The organism is Legionella sp. 227 (assembly GCF_043161935.1).
GTDB lineage: Bacteria > Pseudomonadota > Gammaproteobacteria > Legionellales > Legionellaceae > Legionella > Legionella sheltonii.
Genome location: NZ_CP171154.1, coordinates 2,957,894 through 2,984,462 on the forward strand (window position 1 = coordinate 2,957,894; position 26,569 = coordinate 2,984,462).

Sequence of the window (26,569 nt, forward strand, 5' to 3'; positions counted from 1 at the left end):
GGGGACATTGATTTTTTTATATTCATTATGCTATGGTGGCCTAATGAGAAACAAATGCCGCCCGCTAATCCTATTGCTGCTAATGAGTGCTGTCTTTCTTGCACCACTCAAAATGCCAACCTGTCCGAAACAAAAAATACAGGCGCCTATAGCTTTTTCTTTTTCAGTAACGCCTTGTTCCCTGCAGCAATCGATGAGCAGTAGTTGTTTTTCTTCTACTTATTGGCTTAAGGATGAATTTCATTTGGCTTCATCGTGGATAATTCGCAGCCTCGTTGGTCTATTAAGCTTTCTTCTTATTTGTTCTAAATATAACTCACCATTAGACGAAATTTATCGCCCTCCCATTTTGGTTGCTTTTTAATTTTTAAATTCAAAAAATCAATTATTGAGGAATCAAAAATGAGAAAATTTATTTTGTCATTATTTATGGCATGTAGTTCCTTTTCAGTTTTTGCATCAGGAATCGGCAGTGCCAATCCTGCAGATGCGCTGTTTTTCATTCAAAATCACAGTCCGCTTTTTTATCTGACGGCATTCTTTTTCCTTGGTGTCCTGCTGGCATTTACACCTTGTGTTCTGCCTATGGTGCCGATTCTATCCAGTATCATTACAGGCCAAGGTGCAAGTACAGGAAGGCATGCTTTTAAATTATCTTTGGGCTATGTTATGGGGATGGCGATAACTTATGCCATAGCGGGAATGTTGGCCGCGTGGTTTGGCTCTACCGTTCAAACTTTAATGCAGCAGCCGATGATTATTGGAAGTTTTAGTATTTTATTTACTCTCATGGGCTTATGGCTGTTGGGTGTTTTTGAATTGCGCATTCCAATTTTTAATCAGGTTGCGTCAAACAAATCACGCCAACACGGAATTATCTCTGCTACGTTGATGGGAGCATTATCGACATTGGTTGTATCTCCGTGTGTCACCGCCCCCTTAATTGGCATCCTCACCTATATTTCGCAGAGCCATCATGTTGCTCAAGGTGGTTTATTACTCTTTGTTTTGGCTTTGGGAATGGGAATGCCTTTATTGATTGTAGGGGCAGGGTACGGTCGTTTATTACCTGGCTCTGGCCCATGGATGGTTCGCATCAAACAAATATTTGCCATAATGATGTTTGCTATGGCTGTATGGCTATTGAGTCGTGTTGCGCCATCGTTTTGGATTAATTTACTTTGGGTTACCCTCCTGCTTGTGAGTTCATGGATTTTTGGTGCTTTTCGTCAAGAGCATCATTTAGGTGGACGACTGTTGCAAGGATTGGCTTTATTATCCATGATGGGAGCAGGGGCTTTGGCTTATCAGGCGTTTACCCCCACTTCCATCCAGAAGCCAGTAATGCATGCTCCATTTGTTATGGTACATACGCTTGAGGAAGTTAATGCAAAGTTAGCTGAAGCCAAGGCAAAAAATCAGCGCGTTTTTATAGAGTTTTTTGCGGGGTGGTGCAGTGATTGCCAGGCTATGGATAAGTATGTTTTTAATCAACCCGAAGTCATCGATGCCATGCAAGATTCAGTAAATCTTCGCGTTGATATTAGTGAAAAAACAGAGGCAGTCGCAATGATTCGTCAAGCGTTCCATATTTATGGTATACCCACCATGCTATTTTATGATACGCGAGGACACGCTCTGACACACTTAAGCTCTGTTGGACAGCTATCCAAAGAAAAAACTTTGAAATTATTCACGCAATTTCGAGGCTAGAACTAGAAACGTACCTTCTCTCCTCGGGGAGAAGGTATCTGTAGGAAATATTATTCTAAAAATGGGTTTTAACTGAGTCAAAACCCATTAATTAATAATAATACTATCTACCCATTGAGAATAAGCTTTTTCCAAGGGGTTGAGTGTAGACCCCACTCTCATATTGTTGCCAGGTTTCAGCAGGTTGGATGTTGCATTTTTTTGATACCATGTGCCATCCGGGCTGATGTTTATAACATCCTGCTTGGGCTGTTCCAAAGGCTGCAATCATACTGATAGCAATTAATGCAGCTGTTGACGATTTGATCTTCATTTAGAACTCCTTATCTTATATTTAGATGCAAAACGCATCAATATGATTATATTATTAACATACAAAATGCGCAAATTTCTTCCATTTTTGAGCTGAACATACTCACACACGCAGTAACTTTGTTTGACTCGTTACTCATAAATTACCGCTTAATTCTCATTGAATTTTATAATTCTTTGATAATTAATCCGTTTCAGTATGTTCAGGAGCGCAATTCTTAGCGAATCTACTTTGCCAATTCGTTTTTTTCCTAATAACCAAACCTGAAGCATATAACACCACACCAGTGAGAATTAGTGATAGTGTTCGAATAATTGTTGGTGTTGATGATGCATCATAAAGTAGGGCCTTACCTGCAGCAAAAAACAAAACGATGAGTACCGATTTTGCAATGAGGACATCGTTTCTCAATGTTGAAACCTGTAAGATGATAAGTACGTATGCAAGCCAAGAGGCAGATACCGCTAAGGTTCCATAGTCAGTGGTAAGCTGGTAGAGGCTCATAATTGCAAAAAGATGTGCCGCTGCCAGTAAAACATAACAATATTCTTCTTTGTGACCTAACTCCTTACGATTTCGTATCAATAGGAACCAAATACTAACAAAAGAAGCCCATGCTACAACCGACCAGGATAATCCTCTACTACTAAGCAAATGGCCTAATATATTTAAATATTCAATACCCAGAATTGCAGAAAGTGCTACGAAAGGAATTAAATGAGGAATGCTCCATTTTATCGAGCTTATTTTTGTATGCCCAAAGGCATATCCAAAAACAATCAAAGGGAAAAGCCAAGGTTTGAGATTTAATGGTAAAAGTCCAAGGTAAATCGAATGGAAACAAACAAGTGTTACAAAGGTCAATAATACGTTACGGCTATTGAAGCGACGTTCAGGAAGCCATCTTTTAGCTGAATAATAAAGTCCAATTAAAAGGGCTGCTGCAGCTAGAGAGCCGCAAGAGGCTATAGTTTGATCAATACGGCTGAGATAATAATATTCCATTGCATAGAAAATAAGTAATACAGGGAAAAGACTCCAAGATTCTGTCTCAGTAAGTTGTTTCTTGGTCAATTGAGTATAAAAGAGGGTGCCTATTGAGTAGATAAAAAAATTAATAGCAAGTACTGCCGCAATTAATACATCTTGATGCAGTTTTAGCCCAATCACCGCAGTGATTGATATTGCTAAATACGCTGAAATCATCGTTAATGTGCGTGACTCCACCCAAATAGCAAGAGTTGCGAAGTTTAACGAACAAATTGTGAAATAATACAAAGAAAACAAAGTATTATTTTCAACGCCTGAAACAATGGGAACAATATAAGCACCTAAGGCAGCTATAATGGCATAAATATCATGCCTAAACCGTAGATAAAACAAAATTGAAATTCCAGAGACGATAGTGGTGATGGCAATAACTGTTTGAAATGAAATAAATAGATAATACTGATATGCAGCAAAACCAGTAAAATAAAGTACGGTGGCGCCTGCAGCTGGTAAAAAACATGCGTATATTCTATCTGCAGTGGAAATAACAATACCTCCTGTAAATAATGCCATTCCAAACAGAGTAGCTACGCCAAGCTGCTTTTCATGAGTTAGCCATCCTGATTCAATGGATAATTTAACTATGAAACAAGCAGCTAAAATAAAACATACTGAGGCGACTAATCCCAGCCAATTCCCTGACATCGGTTTCGGCGTTGATTTTGAGCGGTCTACACTTTTTTTATTTTTAATTAACTTAGATTGCTTTACTGGCGAGATTGGCGATACAGTGCCAATAATTTTTTCAACTGTAGATACGCGGGTGTCCAGGGCCTGTAAGCTTTTTTCAATATCAACTGATTTCAAAGAAATATCCTACGTACATATTAATAATTGCTCAATTTTACACCATTTTGCTGGTTCTTTTCGAGTATTCTTTTGAATAATTTATATATAAGCCGATTTTTATTGGATTTTTAATCGTGTACAAACTGTCGAAGCAGGCCAATCAAAATAAAAGTTAAAAATTGTTCGAGTCAAGACTGTTTTTTTATTTTTTATTTGTTAAGATAACTACGTCTATATTCTTTTCAAACATCCGTGTGTGGATATCTACTCTCACCTACAACACAATCGCTACTCAAGGTCTATCCTCAAACCATACTCCATCTCGTTTATTTCTTTTTTGAAGGACCATATTCCTTTGTGAGTTATTCACATTTTCTGTGGATAAGTCTGTTTATAGTCTGTCAAACTCTATGTAGAATTTAGAAAATTAATGGCTGATACATCATTTTCCAGAGTGTTATTTATGAAACAAAGAAAATGATATGGATCATGACTCAATCTCACAAAATTTACCCAACATTACTTGACTTGGTCCTCTAGCCAAAACTTCAACAATGAAGTTACTACTTCAGGCTGCTCAACATGGAGCATATGACCACAATCTTCAATAATTGCTAATTTTGCCGAAGGAATCGCCTCTGTCATTGATTGTTGTGACTCTAAGGTAAATGCACTATCTTGTCTGCCGTACATAATTAATGTTGGACAAACAATTTGATGCAGCTGTGCAGTAGTTGATTGGCTATTGAGCATTGCTCTAGTTTGATTCAAGAAACCTTGCTTGGGAAATTTTGCTTGTCCTTCGAAAAGAGTATTCATCAAAATTTTATCATTGCTGCGAGAAGGGTGAACACTGGTTGAATTCACCTCATGGAGTAAATTTTCAAGATTGTTGTTTTCAATTTCATGTTGCCAACGTTCAAAATATTGGCGTTTTCCATGATCCAAATCACCTGTCCAACTTCCCATGATAACCAGATGGGATACTCTATGAGGAGCTTTTATGGCGACGAGTTGTGCTACCCATCCCCCTAAAGAGTGCCCGCAAATAATAAATTGCTCTGGTGCCTCAGCAAGTAATTGTTCTGCCATTTTTTCTATTGTTTCTATATCAAAAAAATATTTAACCGAGCTATCAGCAATATCGGCAAGATGTTGGCATTGATATTCCCACAATTTCTCTGTGCCCCCCCAGCCAGGGACTATTATAAGTTTGTGCTTCATGGTTACTCCCTAGATAAAACAATTTCATGACAAGAATCACCAGCTCAACGCTAAGTATTGAATCGGTTCTATTTCAGCGCAGAGCATTATAGAACACTTCTATATAATGAAATACTCTACTGGACAATATGTCCGAAAGATTTGCATAAAAGTTTAAGGCCACGCAAAAGCAGGTTTTAAATGATTCGCGTTTGCCTGTTGTTCCAATTATTTAAGCAATCCCACTCAAACAGCAGACGATGCAGTTAATGGATAATGAATTAAATACTAGCCATCACCACAATATGGTTAAAAATAGTCTAAAATTATTAAAAATATGTCAAATAATATTTCTATTTTCGGGTTGCCCTATGTCGTTATCAGAATTAGAGTTAAGTCAATTAAAGCTTCTAACTGACGCTTTAGATTTGCATGCCCAAAGAACACCAAACTCAGTTGCTTTATATTACCTCAATGAAGATGGGGTTAAAGAGGAGTTAAGTTATAGTAAGTTGCAATCTGAGTCTCGATCCTTGGCTCGGCTAATTATGAACAATACCCAAAAGGGGGATCGCGCTTTGTTGATTTATCCACCCGGTTTGGAGTTTGTTATCGCATTTTTCGCCTGTGCTTATGCTGGGGTAATTAGCGTTCCGAGCTATCCACCATTGAATCAAGGATTAATCGAAAAATTACAAGGTATTATCGTTGATGCACAGCCGAGTATTCTGCTAACCACGCAAGAGCTTTATAAAAAACTATATAATTTGAAGATTCTTAAAAAAGTCATGCAATTTTTGCCGATTAAAAAATTATTAATTTATATTTTAGGAAGACAGTCCGAGCAATTAAATTGGGATGTAGAAAAACTTAAGCTGATTAATTGCTCCTCTTATCACATGAACTCATTCGGTCGGATGGAGTTCAATACAACGGATCCAGATTCCATTGTTTTTTTACAGTATACTTCTGGGTCCACAGGTTCGCCGAAAGGGGTGATAAATACCCATCAGAATTTATTACATAATATACAATTAATCATTAAAGGCTATGGCGTTCATCAGGATAGTCGAGGTGTGTCTTGGTTACCTCCTTATCATGATATGGGCTTGATTGGGCATATTATTTTACCAATTATTTATGGTGTCCCTTGTCTGTTGATGTCGCCTCTGAAATTTCTTAAAAATCCTTATTCTTGGTTGCAAGAGATCAATACATTTCGTGCTGATGTGAGTGGAGGACCTAATTTTGCCTATGAGTACTGCCTAAGAAAAATTACTGATCGTCAAAAGAAAGCTTTAGACCTAAGTTGTTGGCGGGTGGCTGTGAACGGAGCAGAGCCAATCCATTATGAGACTCTTGAACGTTTTTATCAGGCTTTTAAATCCTGTGGATTTAAAAAAAGCAGTTTTTCACCTTCCTATGGCTTAGCAGAATCGACCGTAATGGTCTCTGTGCAACAACCCCAAGGACATCTGCACAAGTTAATTGTTTCCCAGTCAGATTTAAGTTTAAACAAAGTAACCCTCACTAAAAAAAGGGACACAGACAGTAAAATTTTACTTAGCCATGGGACCCCTAGCTTAGACGTAAAAATTCTTAATCTGAGTACGAGTCAATTTGGCGATGAAAATGAAGTAGGTGAGATATTGGTTGCTGGTCCTAGTGTTTCTTCGGGGTATTGGCATCATGAGGAATTAAATAAAACCATTTTTTATCAAACTGAAGATCAGAGAACCTTTCTTAGAACGGGGGATTTAGGTTTTCTTCATCAAGGTGAGTTATATGTTACCGGACGAATGAAACAACTTATTGTGATCCACGGTAAAAATTTCTATCCTCATGATATCGAGTTCAAAGCAAGTTCGGCGCATGGCTCGATTAAACCGGGTTGTTGTACTGCATTTTCTATTTCTAAAGACAAGGAAGAAAAATTAATTATTTTGGTTGAGATAAAATCCGGTATCCCTAAAAAAGAATACGAAGACATTTGTTTGGCGGTAAAAAAAGTAATCACTCAAACTTTTGCCATAACCCCTTATTCCATTGTTTTATTACCTGCTCGCGCAACCCTCAAGACGACGAGTGGTAAGTTACAACGTAATGCCATGAAGGACTCTTATATCAATCAAAGCTTACCGATGCTGTACGAGTATCAAAGTGAACAACATGATTTAGAGCAGATCAAATTGAAACAACCTCTCAATGAGTCAGGTATTGACTCTAAAACAAATAGCATTACAGAGAACGAGATCCAATCTTGGTTATTAGAACAAATAGCTTTGAAGACATCGATACCACAACATAAAATCTCATTAGAGCAGCCTTTAATTGAGCTTGGGATAGATTCAATTGGTTATTTTGAGTTATTAGCAGATTTTGAGCAAACATTTCATTGTCAGGTAGATCCCAACATAATTGAAACCTATCCCTCAATTCATCTGATTTGTAAAAGCATTATGAACAATACGGAACCAGTGGAACATCAAATTGTACATTTTAATCCCTATCAGGAGGAGCTGGGCGCACATGGTTTTTTACTAAAGCGCAAAGAGGTTGGTGTTCTATTAATACATGGTTATAGTGGAACCCCCGGTGAAGTAAGTGAATTGGCATTTCAATTAGCTCGGTCGGATATAACCGTTGCTGTTCCTCAATTAGCAGGACATTGTTCCAGTTATCGTGCTCTCAAAAAAACCAGCTGGCAAGATTGGTACATGTCCGTTAAAAAGGCTTATGATTTATTGTCACAACATTGTGAAACGATATTTGTTGCGGGCCTATCAGCAGGTAGCCTGCTTGCCTTGAATTTAGCTTTAGAATGTCCAGACCGTATAGCAGGAGTGATCCTATTAAGTCCTGTATTTTTTTATGATGGTTGGAATATTTCAAGATGGCAACGTGTATTTAAGTCTATAATGATTCACAGTTATTTGCGTCATATTTATAAAGTTCAGGATAAAGCGCCTTATGGAATTAAAAATGAGGCAATACGAGAGTCAATTGCATCATTATTGGCGAATGGTAAAGAAAAAAATATCGCTAAAACCGGTAATATGATAGTGCCCGCGCTTGGGCTGTATGAAGTGGATAAGTTGATTAAACATATTCAAGGAAAATTGCCTCACATTAAGAGTCCCACTTTAGTAGTCCATTCCTTGGACGATGATATGGCAAGTTACAGAAATGCTGAGTATGTTAAAAATCATATTGGTTCGGAATTAATAGAAATCGTTTATTTAAACAATTCATACCATATTATTACTCTGGATAATGAAAAAGAGCTTGTTGCGCTTAATTTGATTCGCTTTATCCAGCAAAACAGCAAATCAAGAAAGGTCAGGTATATATCTTGAATATTTTTATAGATTTTGATGGAACGATTACGAAAACGGATACTACCGACAGCTTATTAGAAAAATTTGCTCAGGGTGATTTTAATCAAATAGAGCAAGATTGGCTTTGTGGGCGCATAAGCTCCAAAGACTGTATGCAAGCGCAATATGCTATGATTCGAGGGATGGAAGCTGAAATTAGGTATGAATTAGAACATATTGAAATTGATCCTGGTTTTATTGAATTTTGCACTTTAATGCAAAACAAGGCAAAACTTGTTATCGTTAGTGATGGTATTGATTATCCCATCGAGTATCTGCTAAAAAAACATGGACTTCTTTCAATACCTTATTACTCAAATCATTTTTCATTCCTTAAAGAGGGTGTTGCAATTAGTTTCCCTTTTGAAGTGAAGCAGTGCAAATCAAAGTGTGGTTTATGTAAATGTCATATCTTTTATGAGCAGCAATTTAATGACTCAGGCAAATCGATTTTAATTGGTAATGGCAAATCTGATGTTTGTTTAGCACATCAAGTTGATTTCGTATTTGCCAAGGAATATTTATTAACGTATTGCCAACAACATCAAATAAATCATTTTGAATTTAATAGCTTTTGGGATCTGGTAAACTTATTTCAATGCGAACAACTTGAAAATTTCCTTTAATAACTAACCCAGTTTATTCTGACGAAACAATTAATGGTTTATAAACAATTCCAGTCTTTCATCCTGCGTGGTAATGACAGGATGAAAGATGACTAAACCTCAGAAGGCTAAGACCAACCTATGCTGCCTTGGCTTGCATGAGTAATTGTTCTAAAAGAATGATGCTTAAGTCAATCTCCTCTTTACTTATTTCTAAGGAGGGCGCTAGAGTAAACGTATTTTTATAGTAACCGCCAATATCCAGTACCAGACCGTAAGCTTGTCCATTGACCTGAAGATCGCCACGTAATCCTGCATTGAATATTGCATCAGCTAATTCTCGATTAGGAGTAAAACCATCTTCTTTACATAACTCAATACGGAGTGCCAGACCAATCCCATCAACATGACCAATCATTTTCCAGCGTTTTTTAAGTTCAGTGAGTTTATTTAGAAAATAAGCCCCTTTTTCATTCACCTGTTGCTCATAATTTTTTTCCGACAACATGTTCATCACTTCAAGACCAATTGCAGTTCCTAATGGATTTGAAGAGTAGGTGGAATGAGTCGATCCGGGAGGAAATTTTTCTGGAGAAATCAGTTCTTCCCTTGCCCAAATTCCGGCAATAGGGTTTAAACCATTCGTTAATGCTTTGCCGAAGACAACGATGTCTGGAGTGATTCCATAGTGTTCAAAGGACCAAAATTTACCAGTACGATGGAAACCCATTTGGATTTCATCGGCAACCAACAAAATGTCTTTTTCCTTAAGAAATTGTGCCAGTTCTTGAAAATACCCTGGAGGTGGGATGACATAACCACCAGTACCTTGTATAAATTCGACAAAAAACGCAGCGTATTCTGCTTCTTTGGACTTATCATCCCAGACGGCATAATATTCTGTTTCAAATAATTTTTTAAATTGATTCATACAGTAGAGGCCGCAGGTCTCACGTTTCATTTCATAAGGGCAACGGAAACAATAGGGAAAAGGCTGAAAGGATGCTTTATCAGAGAAATGGCCAAATCTACGACGATAACGGTAACTTGAGGTGATGGAAGAGGCACCTAGTGTTCGGCCATGATATCCGCCCATAAAAGCGAACATCAAATTTTTCTTCTTTTCATTACGAACCAGTTTTAGTGCATCTTCAATGGCTTGGGAGCCGCCCACATTGAACTGCACGCGTCCTTTAGCACCGGTTCTTTGCTCGATATTAGTACAAATGGCTTCTGCTAGTTCTACCTTTTCTTTATGCAGATATTGGCAGGCAAGCTGAGGTAAGTTATCCAGTTGTTGTTTTAAGGCATTGCTAATACGTTCGTTTTTGTAGCCAAAATTAACCGCTGAATACCACATTTGCAAATCTAAATAGGGAATGCCTTTCTCATCATAAAGATAACTTCCTTGGCAGTTACTAAAAATTTTTGGAGGATTTGCATAATGGACTGTGTCACCGAAAGAACAATATTGAGCATCTTTTTGTAGCAGTGATTTAATATTCATAAGTAATAGAGCAAATTGAGTAAGATATACTAACTATAGTCAATTTTTATAATTTTGCTGGATGATATGAATACTGAAAGGTGAAAATTCAATTTATGCCAATATGAGCATCAAATAAGGCAGCATTAGGAACGCAGAAAAGATGGGACATTTGCACTGTTTTTGGTATACAAAGGCAACTAAAATTGAGCCTGATATGTGGAGTAATTTAATTCGAGATGAACGACACTTCATACATTTTTTCCATGAGCAAATCAACATACTCCAGTGGATAGGCTCCGTGTTAATTGCCGCAGGAACCTGTCTTTTCGGATATTATGAGGGAAGCAAAGCAGTTTCAGAAGATTAAGAAAATTTTACACAATAAAGTACAGTTTGATATGGGCCTCACGGTTGAGCATAAAACGCTCAAATTTATCTGGGTAGACCCCCGTTAAGAAATCAGTTAATCCATAAGAAAATGCTTCTTCCTCGAGAAAAATTTTCTTTCCTTGGTTGACAAAGGGCAGTAATAACAAGTCACCTATGTATTTTATATGTACAATAAAGTCGACTTGGTTGTAACTTAATTTAACATCAACATCACCTTCAGCCAGTTGGGTACGACGCAGATGTTGCATCACTTCTCCAGTTGTGAGTGCAACTCGGTCCATTGTTGTTGTGTTAATGCTCCATTTTTTACCATTTTCATGGATGAAATAATTCAGCTCATCTTTGGATAAATCTTTTTCCTTTTCAAAGGTTATCACTGCATCTTTGCGTATACCGATACGAAAGATCATATGCAGCAACAGAGCTACAAAAACTGAAAGTGAAAGCGAAGTACTTGTAATCGATTGTAATGAATGGGGTAACGAGTTGTAAAATGTAGGATATATTTCTTTACTCAGTCCAAATAAAAAAGCAAAACCAATAACATAAGTCATTCTGGCATCTATATTTCGTGAGGTCATTACCTGCACTCCCCCAACGATCATAAAGCTTGCAGTAAACATTAATGCGGGACCAACAACGGACATGGGAATGATTAATAAAATAGAAACAATTTTGGGGAATAATGAAAGAATTACCAAAATGGAACTTGTTGCAAAAGCAATGTATCGACTTGTTGCACCAGCGGCACTCGATATACCGACTAAACTTGGACCTGTACTAATACCAGGAATACCTAATAATCCTGCAATTACTGAGCCCATCCCATCGGCAAATACTCCGCTTTTAATTGACTTTAAATCAGGACTTTTCCAGTTTGGATCATTAATTTTTTGGCAAGTGGTAACCACTCCAATCGTGCGCAAAGCTGCAGCAATGCTGGCTATAAAAAAGGGCAAAATAAGTCCGAATGAAAACTGATAAGAAATGAATGAAAAATTAGGCCAGGCAAAAAAGGGTATGGTCTTTAAGAGTGCAATTTTTTCAGGCTGAATGACACCAAATAAAAAAGCGACAATAAAGCCAGATACTAAACCTATAAAAGAGCAAATCAGTTTAATAATCCCACGCCACCAAATGCTTAAACCGACCATCATAGATAAAGTAAAAAGCCCGACCCAAAAATCAGTTTCAAAATGATGATTAGGCAAATTTGCTACTCCTAAAAATTGCCTAATCCCTTCAAGACCTAATTCAATGCCAACAATCACAATGATAAAACCAGAAATTCCTGGTGGAAAAATCACTCGTAAATGGTACAGCAGGCGGGAAAAAAGAATTTCTAAAAAACCTGCAAATAGGGTCATTCCCAATACTAAAGGTAATCCTCCTACGTCAGCGGCTAGTAAAGAAGCCTTGAAATAAATAGCGGATACCACCGGTGCCGCTAAAAATCCGGAGCCTATAGGCGGCTTTAAGGCTTGTAGCGAAGTTGCAATTGCAAGGGCAATCATACCCACTCTGACCGCATCAACAGCGATATGATCGGGTAACTTTGAAGTTCTTACCACAATAATAATGAGAACCAGATAGACTGACATAAGCAGGGTATGTTGGAGTCCAAGTAAAAACAATTTTACGAAAGGAGGTTTGTCATTGACTGAATAGATTAATTCATTACCGTCCATTAGAAAGCCGCCTGCTTAGGAACCCATTTAAGTGAGTTATTTATTATCAATAAACTAGTAGTCTAAATGCGAATGATCTGCAACTCATTAGTTCCTTAACATTAACACAAGAGCAGATAAAAATCGTCAAGGAATTGCTTCTAATTATCTATAAGAACTTCATGTAATTCAAAATCTAAACTTTTACTTACTACTTGAAGTGACAAGACTTTTGTTGTTAATTTGTCATTTCAAAAAAGTGTTTCTTTAGAAAATATTGCCCTTAAGGCAATAGTAGGAATAGGCCAATATTTTGTGACCTGTTGTCACATCTTTTATTAGGATAAAGCGTTAATATCAAGGAAAGGCAATGCATAATAACAATCAAAAAAATCAAGATCCTTTTGATGAACTTGCCGATGAGATGTTGTTGGAGGTTCTTAATGCTCGCGATAATGAGAATAATTATATTATTAACCCAAAGGATATGACTGCTGTTGCCTTAAGTTGCAGGCGTTTTAACTCGATAAGCCAGAGCGCCAATTGCCTATTTTTCCCCATTTCGTATAAAGATCTTCGCGAGAAAGCTTCAGACTATCGTGACTTTAAGGAAAAACAACTGAGTCAATTAATGCTTGAACAAAAAATGATCAAAGAAAAGAGTGACCCAATTTATTGGAATAAGACGATTAGAAAAGCCATTTCCTGTGGTGTAAGCTTACTTGTTGCATCCCTTTTGGCCTACAAATTTGATATGGAATATACCCATTTTTTCCTTACCACGATGGTTTTTTCCATAATGACTCTGGTTATCAATGAACTCCTTTTGCATCGTTTCCAGTTTTCCCTAGATGAATCCAAGACGAGAACTATTCCTCTTCAATTTTTTGATGAGGAAATAGCAAGGAAGACGGTCCCTTTGGGCCTCTAATTTAGCAATAGATCTACATGAACCTATTAACATTGTGATAACGTTTTAGGATGAACAAGGTTTAAAAAATCATTACATTTAATTTTTAGCAGTTGAGTATGATTACCTGCATTAAAGACCAACCATTCTTTATGAGCCAAGCTATCTGCAAGATAAACATCCATACCATAAAGTTCACCAAAAATCGGTAGGGCGCCGACTTCACAATCAGCAAATTTATCCTGAAACTCAAACTCCTTAGCAATTTCTGCCTGTTTGGCATGGGTTTCGTTTTTTAATCGTTCTAAATCCAGACGTACATTCGCAGGAATGGCGATGAGTACAAATTTGCCATCTAATTTGACAATAACCGATTTAGCAAAATAGTCGCCTTTAATATGTGCACCTTGTGCACATTGCGATGCGGTATATGCTCTAGGGTGATTGATGGTTTTATAGGCAATATCATGATCCTTCATATATTTTCTAAGGGATAAACTTAACATGAGGGGCTCCAGCAAAGAATGGTGCTGTTTAATTATAGTCCAATTTATCCATGCTAGCGAATTGATAAGCGCTAAGAGGGGTTGTGATTTAATGCTTAGCTGATGTTTCAGCGATAATCAAAATAGTGGGCAGCCAGATATAATCTGACTCAGCTAAAATATTCGAGTAAAAAAGGGAAAAAAATGAAAAAAAGTCCCAAGATCAAATAAAACAGAAATTGGTCTTGAATGCGTTTTTGCTCTTCTTCTTCTTTTGGGCGAAGCATATAAAAAGTAATAAATAGAAATGCAATCCCAATCGCTATGCAAAAAATTTGTACGTATAAAAATACAGACGCAAAAAAGGGGGAAGTGGTTTGTACTACATTTTCTTTTACTGGAGTAATCTCAATTGCAGCAGCATATAAATTCATTTTGTAGTCCTCGTCCTATCTGGTCCATATTTTAGTATAAACAAAAAAATGTACTCCATTAGGCATAATTGTTGATAAATTGCTTATATGGATTTAAAATATACAGTTTAAATCAATTTTATACTTTAAGCTTATGAAAATTTATTTAGTGGGTGGGGCAGTACGCGATAAATTGCTGGGCTATCATCCTAAAGACAACGATTGGGTTGTTGTAGGTGCGTCTCGCGAGGAGATGTTGAAACTAGGTTATAAGCCAATAGCGAGTCAAGAAGCAAAAGATATTCCTGTGTTTTTACATCCAGAGACGAAAGAAGAACATGCGCTTGCTCGATGTGAAAAGCGGGTAGGTCCTGGGCATACGGGTTTTGAGTTCGATGTCTCCTCTTTAATCACTATAATTGACGATTTAAGACGGCGCGATTTGACTATCAATGCCATGGCGCAGCCACTCGAAGAAGGAGGTTTGGGCGAGTTGATTGACCCTTATCATGGAAAAGATGATCTAGAAAATCATATATTACGGCATGTATCACCTGCGTTTGTTGACGATCCGCTTCGATTAGTACGAACAGCCCGCTTCGCAGCGTCCTTAGGTTTTCAAGTAGCCAAGGAAACGATGGCACTCATGGAACAGATGGTTGTTAAAGATAAGCTAAGTGAATTGAGTGCTGAGCGAATCTGGAAGGAATTAGAGCGTGCACTTATGGGATCACATCCGGAATATTTTTTCGATGTTCTTAAAAAATGTGGAGCAAATAGTATTTTATTCCCTTGTATAAAAATACCAGGAGCTGGCATTAAGGCGCTCCAACGCGCTGCCGATCATCAGGATTCCTTTAGTGTTCGTTTTGCTGCTTTGATGCACGACCTGCCTAAAGAGGAAATAATTAAGTTTTGTAAACAATTTAACGTACCAAACCAATACCGGGATCTGGCGTTATTAATCAATCAAAACTTAGCACAATTTCGTCGTGTTTCTGAATCAGATGCAGAGGGGGTATTGGATTTATTAATCAACATTGGCGCTTTTTATAGTAAAGAACGTTTAAATGAATGCCTGCATATTTTTGAGCTTTGCACCCAAGAAACATCCTATGCAGAGCAAGTACGTAATGCTTTTCAAGCAGCCAAATCGGTTAATACTAAAGAGCTCTCTTCGAAATATACGGGTCATGAAATTACGAATAGAATTAAAGCATCACGTCTCGAAGCAATCCAAAAATGTATCAATAATTCGGAATTTATCTCCACATATCACCTGTCTTAAAAATAAGAAAAGCTTTTGTTGGGCCAAGGCCCAACCTACACCTAATTCTTATCAGGGAGCGCAGGTTGGAGATGAGAGTAAGAAAGGGATTTTCTTTAATCCATTGATTATTGCGCAAGGTCATGGATAGTCTCTAAGAATTGTATCCAAATAGGGGATATGCTCCTCTTGAGCATTCTCCATTTTCTTAGCACTGGTAAAAAACATGATACGATGCATCAGTGTCTGATGTAGGGTTTCGGTTTCTTGTTTATTTGGCTTTAAAATTTCCTCAATTTTGTTTAATTGAGTGGTACAAGCAAGCAAATTAATATGATTTTTATTTAAACCTACTTGTATTAGTTTATCTCTTGCACTTTGAACATATTGTGACGCTGTGATTAGTTTTTCTTGCCGCTCCTTACTATTATTCGATGCTAAGGCCGCTAAATAATAGAGCAAACCCAAATCATAATCGCTAAACGCAAAACTAATAGTCCCCAATGGAGGATTGGACATAGGCAAACTTTGATAAAAATCTTCCTTTAATTGCAAAGCAAGCTTGATTAACTTTAACGTGTCATCAAAATTTTGATAGCCATTTTGGATGAACAATTCAATCGCATATTCGCTAATTAAAGAAGCCACATCAAATTTATTATCTACAGTGAGTAATTCTCTTGCTGAGTTAAAGTCGAGCCTCGGAATAAAATTAGAAATGGTTTCTTCTAGTTGTTTTAACGCTTCTTTGGGCTGATTTTGGTACTGAAGTAATCTATTGTTAACCTGAGCTAATCTGACGTATGCAGAATGGGTTTTATCTTTGATGGCTTCTACTTGAGATTTGAAGTGAACGATTTCATCTTTGGCCTGAGCAAAATTATCTGCAGCAAGTTGCAGAAGAATACTGTAAAAATAATTACGTAATAAGTCGGGTTGAACTTCTGAGGCCGAATGTTGGGCATGTTTGGCGTAAATAGCATATGCCCATTTTAGATTGGTTTCTGCTTCCGTTAATTGGTTGTTTTTTATAAATAGTAATGCCTGGCATTGGTAAAGCAGTGCAATATTTGTATGGTCATTCTCAAAATACTTTTTCTTTTTTTCGAGGGATGATTGGAATAGTTTTGCAGCAAATTGATACTCTCCAAGAGCGGTCCACACATCTGCTTGATCGTGCTCCAGATAACCAAAATCAATATCGTCTTCCGGCAAATGTTTTAAGCGTAATTCTCGAGCCTCAGAAAACAGTGCTAATGATTTAGAATAAGCTCCAACATTATAGTAGGCATTACCCGCAGCATGCAGTACAAAAGCCCGTGCCAAATCTGTATCCTTATGGTCTTTGGCCTGTTTGTATCGCTGATTTGCCTCTTCAAAATGTATGATTCCTAGAACAGTGTTACCATTACGATAGGCACAGTCAGCCAAATGAGCATGAGTGAATGCACGAGATTCAGGGGGAACATCAGTTGCTTGTTTTGCTTCTAATGCAATCTTGAACAATTCAAGGGCTCTGGGATAATTCGACACTACATGGGTATTAAATACACCTAGGTTATGAGCTAATTGACCTAATAGGATGATTGAGGATTCTTCTTTTTCTGTTTGTAATAATTTTATGTATTCTTCCGCTTTACTTAACTGTTCGATTAATTGATTCCATTGCGTTTTTTTAGCATGCATTTCTGTATAATCGCTGGGATATTCTTGAATCAGTTTCTCAATAATTTCTTTTAATTCGGGTGACATGGTTAATTAACATCCCTATTCATTGGAAAAAAACAGCATCATATCAGTTGATTACCTTAAGTAAATCAATTTGGCTCGGTGAATGAATAAAATACGGAGATGGTTGGAATCACCTTAAGGATAATAACGGGTTAATGAAGGGAAGATTGTATCTTGATGACTGATTTTATGGGAACGGTTTTAATCGGTCATATTGATATGTCGGCCACCATCAACAAACATAATGTCCCCAGTAATATAATCTGCCTCAGCCAAATATAAAACAGCCCCGGCAACATCTTCCGGTTTTCCCCAGCGTTTTAATAAGGTACGTTCTGCTGATTTAATTTGTCGCTCTGCTGAATATTGTTCAGGGGGCAAAACTGGTCCTGGTGCAATAGCATTAACCCTAATGTTTGGGCCTAATTCCACTGCAAGATATTGGGTCAAGCTTGCTAGTGCAGCCTTTGATATACCATGAAACATCATATTTTTACGAGGGTAAAAAGCAAATAAATCAATAATATTGATAATGGCTCCACGCTCTTGCTTTAACATGATTTTTGCTGCCTCGTTGGCACAATAGAGACTTCCATATACACCTACCTCAAAAGAATCATGCAAGAGTTGAAAATCCTCGCAGGGAAAAGGGTGATTTACATAAAGCGAAGCACTATTCACGAGTAAATCCATTCGACCAAATGAGTCATGAATTGCAGCAAACATATCACGAATTTCTGCAAGAGATCGAATATTCGCTTTTATCACAAGAGCCTTTTGATCAAATTGTTCTACAATCTTTTGTACCTCTATAGCTTGCTCATCAGATGCGTGATGATTAATGACAATGTCATAACCATTTTGCGCTAATGTTTCAACAATACTTCGTCCAACGCGCTTAGCCCCGCCAGTAACAAGTGCTACTTTATTATCTGATTGCATTGCAGTATCCCTACATTATTAGGGTCAGTTTACAGTTCCACTGTGTCTTCTGGCGAATTGTAAATAAACCCTGATTTTCTAATTTAAAAGGTTTTTATCTATATGGAAACAATAGCTCAAACAAACAACGCTTTTCACGTTTTCGTACATCTAGCCCTAATTGTAGTTCGAATTGCTTTATATGCTTTAACGCTTGATATTTTGATTCCTTGACGCTTTCGATTTCCAATGCATACAACTCCCTATCTTGAGTAATTGCTTGGTATAAAACCACTTCTGCTTCAGGGAAAAGGAAGACTTGCAGATGTTTCATCAACTTATATTCTTTATAGCTATTGAACACGGTTAAAAATTTTTCAACTGTTTGTAACTGATCACCCTGTTCTTGAGCTAAAGAAATTTCAACTTCGAGCCGTGTTTGTGAATCTTTTCCGGGGGTAAAAGATTTTAGAGTCAAGCTTTGTTTCTCTTCATCAACTTTGTGTCGAATAATAAAATTATTTAACCCATCTATAATAAAATAACGCTCAGCAACATCAACCTTATAATCACGGAGAGGGTAAAGTCGCAAGATAGCTGACTCTGCTTTTTTGAAGCTTTGCTCATTATCAAAGCAAAATTTATGTTCCACTTCAACAAACTTAGGCATAATTATCTCACCACATTATCCAAAGATTTTTTTTGAAAATATTTATAATAGGCAATGAGCCAAGAAACAGTACCACAAGTGATTAAGCTGAGGATGGAACCAACGGCCAGAATAAGGTCGTTTACGATCCAACCATGAAAAAAGGTGAACAATTGAATCACATTAAACCCCAAAAAAGTAAATAACGACACGCCTTCTGAGCTTTTTACTTTTAACAAGGCAAAAATTTGTGGAATAAATAATGCCGCATTTGCAACTAAGCAAATTGAAAAACCAATATTAATAATTAGTTCTGAATACGACATTTTTTATCCCATGTTTTTTATCTTTAATTATAGACCTTGAAAAAAAGTTTGACCAAATTTTGGATTGAAGGGATGTTTTGATTCTTCTTTTTGTTCTTGAACAGTTTGCTCTTTATTTAATGAACTAAACTTATAGGTAGCATCATTTTAGGAGTTGATACAATGCAAGCAGAGAAATATTCAATTGATATGGATGAAGAACAACAAAAAACCGATGATCAAGGGGCTGGAGACGTTATCAAAAAGTTACTTAGGTTGATTGGAGAAAATCCACAGAGAGAAGGTTTAATAGATACTCCAAGAAGGGTCGTAGATAGCTGGAAAGAATTATATGAGGGATATTCTATTGATCCGGCAAAAGTTTTGAGCACTTGTTTTTCAAATAAAAAACAATACAACCAACTTGTATTACTTCGTGATATTGAAATGTTTTCAATGTGCGAACATCATATGCTGCCATTTTATGGTCGTGTGCATATAGGTTATATCCCTGATAATAAAGTAGTTGGATTATCTAAATTAGCTAGGATAGTGGAATGTTTTTCGCGTCGACTTCAGATCCAAGAGCAATTAACCGTACAAATTGCAGAAGCAATATATACTCATTTAAAACCCAAAGGGGTTGGGGTAATGATTGAATGTCAACATTTATGTATGGTTGCGCGTGGTGTGAATAAACAAAATCCCTATATGGTGACCTCTCATTTTATGGGTATTTTAGAAACTGAATCAGAACGTAGAAAAGAGTTTAATGAACAGATAACAAGAAAGATATAGATGGATAAATGCATTTATTTTTCATCGAACGGAATAATAATAGCACCATAAAGGAAAGCTAATGGAAAAAAAAACAAGCAAATTAATTTTGATTACTGGAGGAAGGATTGGTCTTGGCAAAGCATTAGCAGAAAGCCTAATTAAGGAAAATGCTACGGTTATCGTTACCTCAAGGCAGGCACCATTTCAAGAAAATATGAGATTAAATCCAGGAGAAATTCATTTACAACAATTGGATGTGACACAGGAAAGCTCTGTACTTCGCCTGTTTTCTTGGCTTAAATCTTTGAATTATCCGTTAGATATACTGGTTAATAATGCAGGTTTTGGTATTTTCAATTCTATTGAAAATACGTCCACTTCTGAATGGGATTTAATAATCAAAACCAATTTAACGGGTGCCTTTTTATGCTCAAAAGAAGCCTACCTTATCATGAAAGAGCATCATGGTGGGCGTATTATTAACATTGGTTCTATAGCCAATAAAGTCGGATTAAATAATAATTTAGCTTATGGTGCCTCTAAGTGGGGGCTAAAGGGTTTATCTACAAATTTAGGTGAAGAAGGAAAACAGTATCATATACGCGTTACTCATGTCACTTTAGGTGCAACTTATACAGAAATCTGGAACGATCGACCAGGCTTTTCAAAAAGTGATATGTTAGATCCTGAGCTAGTCGCTCGAGTTCTATCCCAGCTGGTGCTCTTACCTTTAGAAATTGCAGTTAACGAAATTGAAATATTGCCGGAAAAAGGAGTTTTATAATGAAATCTAATAAACGGCGTATTGCTTTAGTGACTGGCGCTGGTGCTGGAATCGGAGCTGCTATTGCACAAAAAATTATTGAAACAACAGATCTTTTAATTTTATTGGATCTTAATCTCGACCCAATAGCTTCACTTGCTCAAGCACTACAGCTGAAACATAATAAAATTATTCAAGCTTATCAATGTGATGTAGGCAATAGTGTCCTCGTAGAACATGTTCTAAATCAGCTAAAACAAGCAGGAAATCTTCCCAACATTATTGTTAATAATGCGGGTTTTGGTGGTCCTTTTCATACTGTGGATCAAGTAACTGATGCCGAGTGGGATAGGGTAATTAATACGAATCTGAGAAGTATTTTTCATTTTGCTCGTTACTTATTACCCGAAATGAAAAAACAAACATATGGAAGAATAGTTAATATTGCTTCCATACAGGGTTTTTTGGGTGCTGCCTTATCTTCTACATATGTTGCGAGCAAACACGGTGTTATTGGCTATACGAAAGCAATTGCAGCTGAATGGGGTGAGTATGGTATTAGTTGTAATGCAATCTGTCCTGGTTATGTTAATACCCGGATGGGGGTACAAGATACGGAGATTAGTAATCACATGGAGAGAGTAATTCATTTAACTCCGGCAAGGCGCATTGCTACCCCTCAGGAGATAGCTGAACTAGCGAATTATTTGATTAGTGATGAAGCGGCGTTTATTAACGGAGCCAGCATTACTATCGATGGTGGTTTGAGTTGTCATGTAGGCGTTTCATGAGCGGTTATTACAGAAATTTAGAGCACAATGTATTGTGACGATACAGCATTTCCAAGTATAAAAAATAAGAAAATTAAATTCCCCCTTTTATTTTTTGAAGAAATATGTCATCAATCATGACGCATATTCAAAAGAAAGTTGATGCAGAATGAAAAATGAGTAAGTTGTTCGCCATCTTAAATAGGTTGTCCAACTAATTTTTTAATAAGAAGATAAACAGGAGAAGGATAGATATATGAATCCTAAAACATATCGTGTTCAAGAAATACGAGCAACAGAGGTAAATCTCAAAATCAATCAACAAGAATTTGAAGTAAAAGGAGTCTGCAAAAACTCTTTATTTACTAGTTCAAGTCTTCACAAGCATAAAAGGAAACAACCCTCATGAATGAGAACAATAATCAAAGACAAACACGCTCAAACGAAGAGCTAATTCAATTCAGAAAAGAACACTTTTTACCTACCGCTGGTTTTTACCATAAAGAGCCAATACAGCTTGTTAAAGCACAGGGAACTTATGTATGGGACTCTGAAGGAAAACGTTACCTTGATGCCATAGGTGGAATTGTTTGCATCTCAGCAGGACATAATCATCCTAAGATAAAAAAAGCACTTATTGAAGCAATTGAAGATGATGTAATTCAACACACAAGCCTTCTTTATTTAAATCAGGCACCCGTCGAAACTGCAGAGCGTTTGCTTGAAGAAGCACCTAATGGCATGGACAGGGTATCCTTTACTAATTCGGGCTCAGAAGCGAATGAACTTGCCATAATGGCAGCACGTCACGCAACCGGAGAAACGATGGTGGTGAATGTACGTCACTCCTATCATGGTGGTACTTCTGCTGCTCTTGCCTCATGCGGCCATTCAATCTGGAGATTTAGGGGGCAGCCAGTTACTGGAGTGACCTCTGCAGTTGAACCTTATTGCTACCGCTGTCCATTTAAACAAAAACCGGAAAGTTGTGATCTGGCATGTGCAAAAAATGTTGAAACAACCATTCAAAATTCGACGCATGGAAAAATCGCTGCATTTATATTGGAACCCGTGATGGGGGTAGGAGGTTTTATTACTCCTCCTGATGACTATTTTACCGAGGTAGCCCGTATTGTTCATAACTATGGTGGCAAATACATCAGTGATGAAGTACAAACTGGAGCAGGACGTGGGGGCGGCGATCTGTTATTGACCAAAACCTTGGATATTGATGCCGATATGGTAACCATGGCTAAAGGGGTAGGTAACGGTGCGGCGGTTGGCGCCGTACTTATGAAAACTGATGTTGCGGAAACTATGACTGGCAAAACGTATTTTAATACGTTTGCAGGTGACCCATTGCAAATGATCCAAACCAAACTCACACTGGAAATCATTAAAGAAGAACAGCTTGTTGATAATGCGCGCATTATGGGCGATCTCCTCAAGGACGGTTTCCAACAATTACAAAAAAAACATCTTCTGATTGGCGATGTTCGAGGGCGCGGCTTGCTTTTAGGGATTGAACTTGTCAAAGATCCTGTAACAAAAACTCCAGCATCTGAAGAAGCACTTCAGTTAATGGATCTATGTAAGGATAAAGGGCTATTAGTTGGAAAAGGTGGGCAGTTTGGTAATGTCTTCCGAATAGCACCGCCGTTGACCATTAATCAGGAGCAAGTGAATTTTATACTTGAAACACTTGATCAGTCTTTATCAGAATTAGCGCGATTGTATACTCTGTAAAAACCTATGTTGGGTCTAAAGATCCAACTATCTTATTAAAATTGTAGTTTGGATGATCGTAGTGTTGTAACCTGGGGCTGGAAAATTATGTTTCCCTAACCCCCGGGTTACGCTGTGCTGCTCTCAGGCTAAAAAAATTCAAAAAAATTCAGTGTTAAGCCAGGTTGTTCTGATAGTAGAGAGATTACATTACAATACAATCATTCTCTTTATATTGATGATCCAAAGAGTCCTGCATCTCGCTTTCTTGTCGTTCGGAAGCAGGTTTTGCCACAGCATCTTTATAGCGCGCTGGGGTAATTAGAGTGAGCTCAGGATTTTGTTCTTGGAGCCACGTGAGGCCCTCTTGATAAAACGCGAGTAATTTCTTAGGTTCATCCCAGCATGGCTTGAAGGCAGGGGAGATGTCTTCAAGTGGCTCATCAGGTGTAAATTGTAATGAGAACAGTTTATGAGGGATGGGTTCCTTTTCTTTATTCTTAATGCAATTCAATAAAACACCTGCTAAATAAAAAATGGCATTTACTTTACGAAAAAGAGAATCTTCAGGGCTATCACTTGTTGTTTCTGTTTTGGCCAAAAGCTCAAAATCTCCCGATTGAACAGTTTCTGAATGCAAGTAGTGCTCTTCTTGCTCGCAACACACAAATTCAGGGGCATTATCAATGAAAATAGCATGTTCCAGACTATCTTCTAAAGCAATGGCATAGGCAATATCCTTTTTCCTATTATCTATAGGTAGTCCATATTTTTTTTGCTGATTCTCACTTTCATACGCGCTAATAGTTCTTAAATGATGCCGAGAAAGTATTCGAATTTCAGAAGCTATTTCTGAATACCATTTTTCTCCCAATGCTTTAATTAATAATTCTTTCACGAATGGTTCATTCCTCTCGCTTTTTCCAGAGCTAAAAAAAACTACTTTCACCAGAGAATTCGAAAAAAGAGCCCGCATTAACTCAAGCACTCCAGGTGGAATGTAATGGGATATACCACAAACGGTGATAATCGCTCCTTTTCTTAAAAAGAATAAAATTGTTTCTAAGCTGCATTTATCATAAGTAGCCAGTATATTATCTATATCAAAGACAACGGTTACCCGTTTCATGCATTGAATTCGCCATTTTTTTTGCAGTGATTGGAGGATGAGTTTCGCTTTTTGATTCGCAAGAATGTAAGAAATTGACTGGTCTTCATTTCCTGAAAGGAGGGGTCTTAAAATACCTATTTCCATCAAACACTGCAGCAGGTTTAATTCATCTTTTTTTATGCTTTTTTCAGGGCTTGCTTGCATTTTAAGCACCGTTCCCTGCAATAAGGTCTCAATTTGTTCACATTCATCTGGTGTTATTTTTACATGATAAATAAAATGATTTTTATCACATTCTAATGCTTCTGAATCAGATTGAAGACAGTCTCTGTACTTGGAGTGTGGGTTCGCAATACCATGAACACGCTTTACTGGGGCTTTTCCATGCATTTCTAAATAAGAGACATGGACTCCCATGAGTACAGTTTGAGAAATATATTGATTGTTTTTCCCTTCATAACAAAACCCACCAATTACAGGATTAATAAAATCTTTTAACTTGGATTCAATGTATTTGTAGTTCTCATCGAGTAAACCCAAACGAAGATGAATGTCCGCATGGTTAATCAAGATTTTGACCTTTTTGTCATATTGTTTGTAGAGCAACTTAATTAAGAATTCCAAAGGATTTTTTTGCATAAATCCACGAATTCCAAGTGCAAATTCTTGATATGAATTTTTATCGGATTCTTTATTTTTTAGATAACCCGCAAATAAAACAGGTTTATGTATTCGATATAAATTGGCAATTAATTGATCATAACTATCGTGAAAATTACTGTAGGAACTGAAATCAAGCGTTCCCAAATCCAGGAAAATTACTGGGTGCTTTCCTTGATTTTTTTTAAGGAATAACTCATCTCGACCAACTTTTTTAGAGTTAAAATATGTTGAACTTATTGCAGCGGTATTGGAATAAAAAGCATATAACATACTCATGATTATTGAGGTGTTAAAACTTAAAGGCCTAGTAATTTCAATCACTTGACCATTATCCTCATCAATTACCGTAATCAGGTCGGTATTATCTTCGGTTTGATACTCTAAAAATAAAGTTTCAGGAGGAGACAATTTAGAAGGTGATTTTTTAATTGTAGATGGTCTTTCCCACCAAGATAATTCACGCAAAGGTACCCGTTCTGCTGTCAGCAAAAACTCTTTTTTGTGATGGCCTAATTGACAGGATTCATTATTTCCAAAGGCGTAACATTCATCCGCTTTACCAAAAACAAATGAACTTCCTTCGCCAGCAATGATAGACCTTACCTCTAATTCTTTGGGGAGGGTCACTAAAGTAAAATCTTTATTTTTTTGCCCCCCTGATTTCATATGCCCACCTGCTTGCCATATTTCTCCTTTTTCTGAGAGCAGCAGAAGATGTTCATAGGTAAAACTAATTTGCTCTGGGATTACATGTGAGGGCAATGCGAGTTCCTTTGGCGTGTTGAAATGAAAATGAAGCGGTAACGAAAAATTCATATCGATACCGTAAAAATAGCATTTTCGTTGCTCTGACATAACAATTACTGCATATTTTCCAATGGCAAAGGCTCGTGGTTTTAATTGCTCAAAATGCTCTAATCTCCGAGGCACTTTTTGCGCGAAACGTGAAGAAGAGGAGGTGCGCTCACCCAACTGCTCTTCGGTATTACTACCAAATCCATACAGATGACCGTTTTGACACACAACTATAGATCGTTCATGAGCAGTAATGATTTGCACCGGGATAGCATCCGATGGCAATGGAATAGCCCGGGGAAATTCAATAGTTGGCTCATCTCCTAAACCCAATTCACCATTAGAATTGTTACCAAAGCCATATAACGTTCCTTTATCACTAATTACCAGGCTGTAACTGTTTGACGCAGCCACATAAACAGGAGTTTCGTGATTAGGTAATTCAATAGGTACTGTTTGTACTTCACGATGATTAAAACAGCCTACTCCCAACTGTCCTTTTGCTCCCCATCCACAACCATCCAAGGAACCATCCTCATACAAAATCAGGATATGAGTATCCCCTGCGGCAATTTGTTTAATTGGACATTTCTCTCGTAAGGGAATACTCCAGGCTTTATTCTCATTTTTCTCATTGGCAGCAAAAACGAAATGGGATCCAAAACCAAGAACCGAACTGGTTGCA

The 26,569-nt window shown here is 37.3% G+C and carries 23 protein-coding genes; 11 read left to right on the top strand and 12 right to left on the bottom strand.

Annotated elements, in window-relative coordinates:
* The first annotated feature begins 43 nt into the window (after window positions 1–43).
* Both ACF8MK_RS12845 and ACF8MK_RS12850 read left to right on the top strand, forming a co-directional pair.
* Window positions 44–364, top strand: a complete 321-nt coding sequence (locus ACF8MK_RS12845; RefSeq protein WP_392536991.1) for a hypothetical protein — start codon at window positions 44–46, stop codon at window positions 362–364.
* Between the two features lie 38 nt (window positions 365–402).
* Window positions 403–1,713, top strand: a complete 1,311-nt coding sequence (locus ACF8MK_RS12850) for a protein-disulfide reductase DsbD family protein (protein ID WP_392536992.1) — start codon at window positions 403–405, stop codon at window positions 1,711–1,713.
* A 103-nt stretch (window positions 1,714–1,816) separates the two neighbouring features.
* Here the strand turns inward: ACF8MK_RS12850 and ACF8MK_RS12855 are convergent, their stop codons facing one another.
* From ACF8MK_RS12855 to ACF8MK_RS12865, 3 genes are all read right to left on the bottom strand, one after another.
* Entirely contained in the window at window positions 1,817–2,026 is a 210-nt protein-coding gene (locus ACF8MK_RS12855) for a hypothetical protein (protein WP_392536993.1), read from the bottom strand.
* A gap of 183 nt (window positions 2,027–2,209) precedes the next feature.
* On the bottom strand, window positions 2,210–3,883 hold the full coding sequence (locus ACF8MK_RS12860) for a DUF2339 domain-containing protein (protein WP_392536994.1): 1,674 nt from the start codon (window positions 3,881–3,883) through the stop codon (window positions 2,210–2,212).
* Window positions 3,884–4,384: 501 nt separating this feature from the next.
* A complete protein-coding gene (locus ACF8MK_RS12865; protein ID WP_392536995.1) occupies window positions 4,385–5,089 on the bottom strand; it encodes an alpha/beta fold hydrolase in 705 nt (234 codons plus the stop codon).
* A 350-nt stretch (window positions 5,090–5,439) separates the two neighbouring features.
* On the opposite strand from ACF8MK_RS12865, the gene ACF8MK_RS12870 reads away from it, so the two are divergent.
* Together ACF8MK_RS12870 and ACF8MK_RS12875 are read left to right on the top strand one after the other, a co-directional pair.
* Window positions 5,440–8,424, top strand: a complete 2,985-nt coding sequence (locus tag ACF8MK_RS12870; protein ID WP_392536996.1) for an alpha/beta fold hydrolase — start codon at window positions 5,440–5,442, stop codon at window positions 8,422–8,424.
* Window positions 8,421–9,071: an MtnX-like HAD-IB family phosphatase gene (locus tag ACF8MK_RS12875; RefSeq protein ID WP_392536997.1), complete on the top strand. Its 651-nt coding sequence runs from the start codon at window positions 8,421–8,423 to the stop codon at window positions 9,069–9,071. The genes ACF8MK_RS12870 and ACF8MK_RS12875 overlap by 4 nt, the downstream gene beginning before the upstream one ends.
* Before the next feature lie 118 nt (window positions 9,072–9,189).
* Here the strand turns inward: ACF8MK_RS12875 and ACF8MK_RS12880 are convergent, their stop codons facing one another.
* Entirely contained in the window at window positions 9,190–10,557 is a 1,368-nt protein-coding gene (locus ACF8MK_RS12880) for an aspartate aminotransferase family protein (protein ID WP_392536998.1), read from the bottom strand.
* A gap of 142 nt (window positions 10,558–10,699) precedes the next feature.
* Here ACF8MK_RS12880 and ACF8MK_RS12885 point away from each other — a divergent pair, with 142 nt between their 5' ends.
* Window positions 10,700–10,906, top strand: a complete 207-nt coding sequence (locus ACF8MK_RS12885; protein WP_392536999.1) for a hypothetical protein — start codon at window positions 10,700–10,702, stop codon at window positions 10,904–10,906.
* A gap of 7 nt (window positions 10,907–10,913) precedes the next feature.
* Here the strand turns inward: ACF8MK_RS12885 and ACF8MK_RS12890 are convergent, their stop codons facing one another.
* Window positions 10,914–12,617 carry a uracil-xanthine permease family protein gene (locus ACF8MK_RS12890; protein ID WP_392537000.1) on the bottom strand — a complete coding sequence of 568 codons (1,704 nt, stop codon included), beginning with the start codon at window positions 12,615–12,617 and terminating at the stop codon, window positions 10,914–10,916.
* Window positions 12,618–12,966: 349 nt separating this feature from the next.
* Between ACF8MK_RS12890 and ACF8MK_RS12895 the strand changes: the two genes are divergently transcribed.
* Window positions 12,967–13,527: a hypothetical protein gene (locus ACF8MK_RS12895; protein ID WP_392537001.1), complete on the top strand. Its 561-nt coding sequence runs from the start codon at window positions 12,967–12,969 to the stop codon at window positions 13,525–13,527.
* Between the two features lie 26 nt (window positions 13,528–13,553).
* Here the strand turns inward: ACF8MK_RS12895 and ACF8MK_RS12900 are convergent, their stop codons facing one another.
* Both ACF8MK_RS12900 and ACF8MK_RS12905 read right to left on the bottom strand, forming a co-directional pair.
* Window positions 13,554–14,012 (bottom strand): aminoacyl-tRNA deacylase, encoded by a 459-nt coding sequence (locus ACF8MK_RS12900; RefSeq protein WP_265704031.1) that lies wholly within the window; start codon window positions 14,010–14,012, stop codon window positions 13,554–13,556.
* A 149-nt stretch (window positions 14,013–14,161) separates the two neighbouring features.
* Entirely contained in the window at window positions 14,162–14,425 is a 264-nt protein-coding gene (locus ACF8MK_RS12905; protein WP_392537002.1) for a hypothetical protein, read from the bottom strand.
* 133 nt (window positions 14,426–14,558) lie between these two features.
* Between ACF8MK_RS12905 and ACF8MK_RS12910 the strand changes: the two genes are divergently transcribed.
* Window positions 14,559–15,692: a CCA tRNA nucleotidyltransferase gene (locus ACF8MK_RS12910; RefSeq protein ID WP_392537003.1), complete on the top strand. Its 1,134-nt coding sequence runs from the start codon at window positions 14,559–14,561 to the stop codon at window positions 15,690–15,692.
* A gap of 120 nt (window positions 15,693–15,812) precedes the next feature.
* On the opposite strand, the gene ACF8MK_RS12915 is transcribed toward ACF8MK_RS12910, so the two are convergent.
* The 4 genes from ACF8MK_RS12915 to ACF8MK_RS12930 all read right to left on the bottom strand — a co-directional run bounded on the left by ACF8MK_RS12915 (window position 15,813) and on the right by ACF8MK_RS12930 (window position 19,298).
* Window positions 15,813–17,423 carry a tetratricopeptide repeat protein gene (locus ACF8MK_RS12915; RefSeq protein WP_392537004.1) on the bottom strand — a complete coding sequence of 537 codons (1,611 nt, stop codon included), beginning with the start codon at window positions 17,421–17,423 and terminating at the stop codon, window positions 15,813–15,815.
* Between the two features lie 180 nt (window positions 17,424–17,603).
* Window positions 17,604–18,344, bottom strand: coding sequence for an SDR family NAD(P)-dependent oxidoreductase (locus ACF8MK_RS12920; RefSeq protein ID WP_392537005.1), 741 nt, complete (start codon window positions 18,342–18,344; stop codon window positions 17,604–17,606).
* A gap of 94 nt (window positions 18,345–18,438) precedes the next feature.
* Window positions 18,439–18,993, bottom strand: coding sequence for a hypothetical protein (locus tag ACF8MK_RS12925; protein ID WP_392537006.1), 555 nt, complete (start codon window positions 18,991–18,993; stop codon window positions 18,439–18,441).
* A gap of 2 nt (window positions 18,994–18,995) precedes the next feature.
* Window positions 18,996–19,298 (bottom strand): PQ-loop domain-containing transporter, encoded by a 303-nt coding sequence (locus tag ACF8MK_RS12930; RefSeq protein ID WP_392537007.1) that lies wholly within the window; start codon window positions 19,296–19,298, stop codon window positions 18,996–18,998.
* Window positions 19,299–19,460: 162 nt separating this feature from the next.
* Between ACF8MK_RS12930 and folE the strand changes: the two genes are divergently transcribed.
* From folE to ACF8MK_RS12950, 4 genes are all read left to right on the top strand, one after another.
* Window positions 19,461–20,075 (top strand): GTP cyclohydrolase I FolE, encoded by a 615-nt coding sequence (gene folE, locus ACF8MK_RS12935; RefSeq protein WP_392537008.1) that lies wholly within the window; start codon window positions 19,461–19,463, stop codon window positions 20,073–20,075.
* 61 nt (window positions 20,076–20,136) lie between these two features.
* Window positions 20,137–20,841: an SDR family oxidoreductase gene (locus tag ACF8MK_RS12940; RefSeq protein ID WP_392537009.1), complete on the top strand. Its 705-nt coding sequence runs from the start codon at window positions 20,137–20,139 to the stop codon at window positions 20,839–20,841.
* Window positions 20,841–21,611 carry an SDR family NAD(P)-dependent oxidoreductase gene (locus tag ACF8MK_RS12945; RefSeq protein ID WP_392537010.1) on the top strand — a complete coding sequence of 257 codons (771 nt, stop codon included), beginning with the start codon at window positions 20,841–20,843 and terminating at the stop codon, window positions 21,609–21,611. Before ACF8MK_RS12940 ends, ACF8MK_RS12945 begins: the two co-directional genes overlap by 1 nt.
* Window positions 21,612–21,995: 384 nt before the next feature.
* The gene (locus tag ACF8MK_RS12950; protein WP_392537011.1) at window positions 21,996–23,336 is read left to right on the top strand and encodes an aspartate aminotransferase family protein; all 1,341 of its coding nucleotides are present in this window, start codon (window positions 21,996–21,998) and stop codon (window positions 23,334–23,336) included.
* A gap of 184 nt (window positions 23,337–23,520) precedes the next feature.
* Here the strand turns inward: ACF8MK_RS12950 and ACF8MK_RS12955 are convergent, their stop codons facing one another.
* Window positions 23,521–26,409 carry an AAA family ATPase gene (locus ACF8MK_RS12955; RefSeq protein ID WP_392538964.1) on the bottom strand — a complete coding sequence of 963 codons (2,889 nt, stop codon included), beginning with the start codon at window positions 26,407–26,409 and terminating at the stop codon, window positions 23,521–23,523.
* Window positions 26,410–26,569 lie beyond the last annotated feature (160 nt).

What these genes read in the sequence shown, in the direction of transcription:
- ACF8MK_RS12925 (WP_392537006.1), bottom strand. Translation starts at nt 18,993, where the DNA reads ATGCCTAAGTTTGTTGAAGTGGAACATAAATTTTGCTTTGATAATGAG.
- ACF8MK_RS12845 (WP_392536991.1), top strand. Translation starts at nt 44, where the DNA reads ATGAGAAACAAATGCCGCCCGCTAATCCTATTGCTGCTAATGAGTGCT.
- ACF8MK_RS12895 (WP_392537001.1), top strand. Translation starts at nt 12,967, where the DNA reads ATGCATAATAACAATCAAAAAAATCAAGATCCTTTTGATGAACTTGCC.
- ACF8MK_RS12910 (WP_392537003.1), top strand. Translation starts at nt 14,559, where the DNA reads ATGAAAATTTATTTAGTGGGTGGGGCAGTACGCGATAAATTGCTGGGC.
- ACF8MK_RS12930 (WP_392537007.1), bottom strand. Translation starts at nt 19,298, where the DNA reads ATGTCGTATTCAGAACTAATTATTAATATTGGTTTTTCAATTTGCTTA.
- ACF8MK_RS12950 (WP_392537011.1), top strand. Translation starts at nt 21,996, where the DNA reads ATGAATGAGAACAATAATCAAAGACAAACACGCTCAAACGAAGAGCTA.
- ACF8MK_RS12915 (WP_392537004.1), bottom strand. Translation starts at nt 17,423, where the DNA reads ATGTCACCCGAATTAAAAGAAATTATTGAGAAACTGATTCAAGAATAT.
- ACF8MK_RS12905 (WP_392537002.1), bottom strand. Translation starts at nt 14,425, where the DNA reads ATGAATTTATATGCTGCTGCAATTGAGATTACTCCAGTAAAAGAAAAT.
- folE (WP_392537008.1), top strand. Translation starts at nt 19,461, where the DNA reads ATGCAAGCAGAGAAATATTCAATTGATATGGATGAAGAACAACAAAAA.
- ACF8MK_RS12920 (WP_392537005.1), bottom strand. Translation starts at nt 18,344, where the DNA reads ATGCAATCAGATAATAAAGTAGCACTTGTTACTGGCGGGGCTAAGCGC.
- ACF8MK_RS12855 (WP_392536993.1), bottom strand. Translation starts at nt 2,026, where the DNA reads ATGAAGATCAAATCGTCAACAGCTGCATTAATTGCTATCAGTATGATT.
- ACF8MK_RS12870 (WP_392536996.1), top strand. Translation starts at nt 5,440, where the DNA reads ATGTCGTTATCAGAATTAGAGTTAAGTCAATTAAAGCTTCTAACTGAC.
- ACF8MK_RS12945 (WP_392537010.1), top strand. Translation starts at nt 20,841, where the DNA reads ATGAAATCTAATAAACGGCGTATTGCTTTAGTGACTGGCGCTGGTGCT.
- ACF8MK_RS12885 (WP_392536999.1), top strand. Translation starts at nt 10,700, where the DNA reads ATGGGACATTTGCACTGTTTTTGGTATACAAAGGCAACTAAAATTGAG.
- ACF8MK_RS12900 (WP_265704031.1), bottom strand. Translation starts at nt 14,012, where the DNA reads ATGTTAAGTTTATCCCTTAGAAAATATATGAAGGATCATGATATTGCC.
- ACF8MK_RS12890 (WP_392537000.1), bottom strand. Translation starts at nt 12,617, where the DNA reads ATGGACGGTAATGAATTAATCTATTCAGTCAATGACAAACCTCCTTTC.
- ACF8MK_RS12865 (WP_392536995.1), bottom strand. Translation starts at nt 5,089, where the DNA reads ATGAAGCACAAACTTATAATAGTCCCTGGCTGGGGGGGCACAGAGAAA.
- ACF8MK_RS12940 (WP_392537009.1), top strand. Translation starts at nt 20,137, where the DNA reads ATGGAAAAAAAAACAAGCAAATTAATTTTGATTACTGGAGGAAGGATT.
- ACF8MK_RS12880 (WP_392536998.1), bottom strand. Translation starts at nt 10,557, where the DNA reads ATGAATATTAAATCACTGCTACAAAAAGATGCTCAATATTGTTCTTTC.
- ACF8MK_RS12850 (WP_392536992.1), top strand. Translation starts at nt 403, where the DNA reads ATGAGAAAATTTATTTTGTCATTATTTATGGCATGTAGTTCCTTTTCA.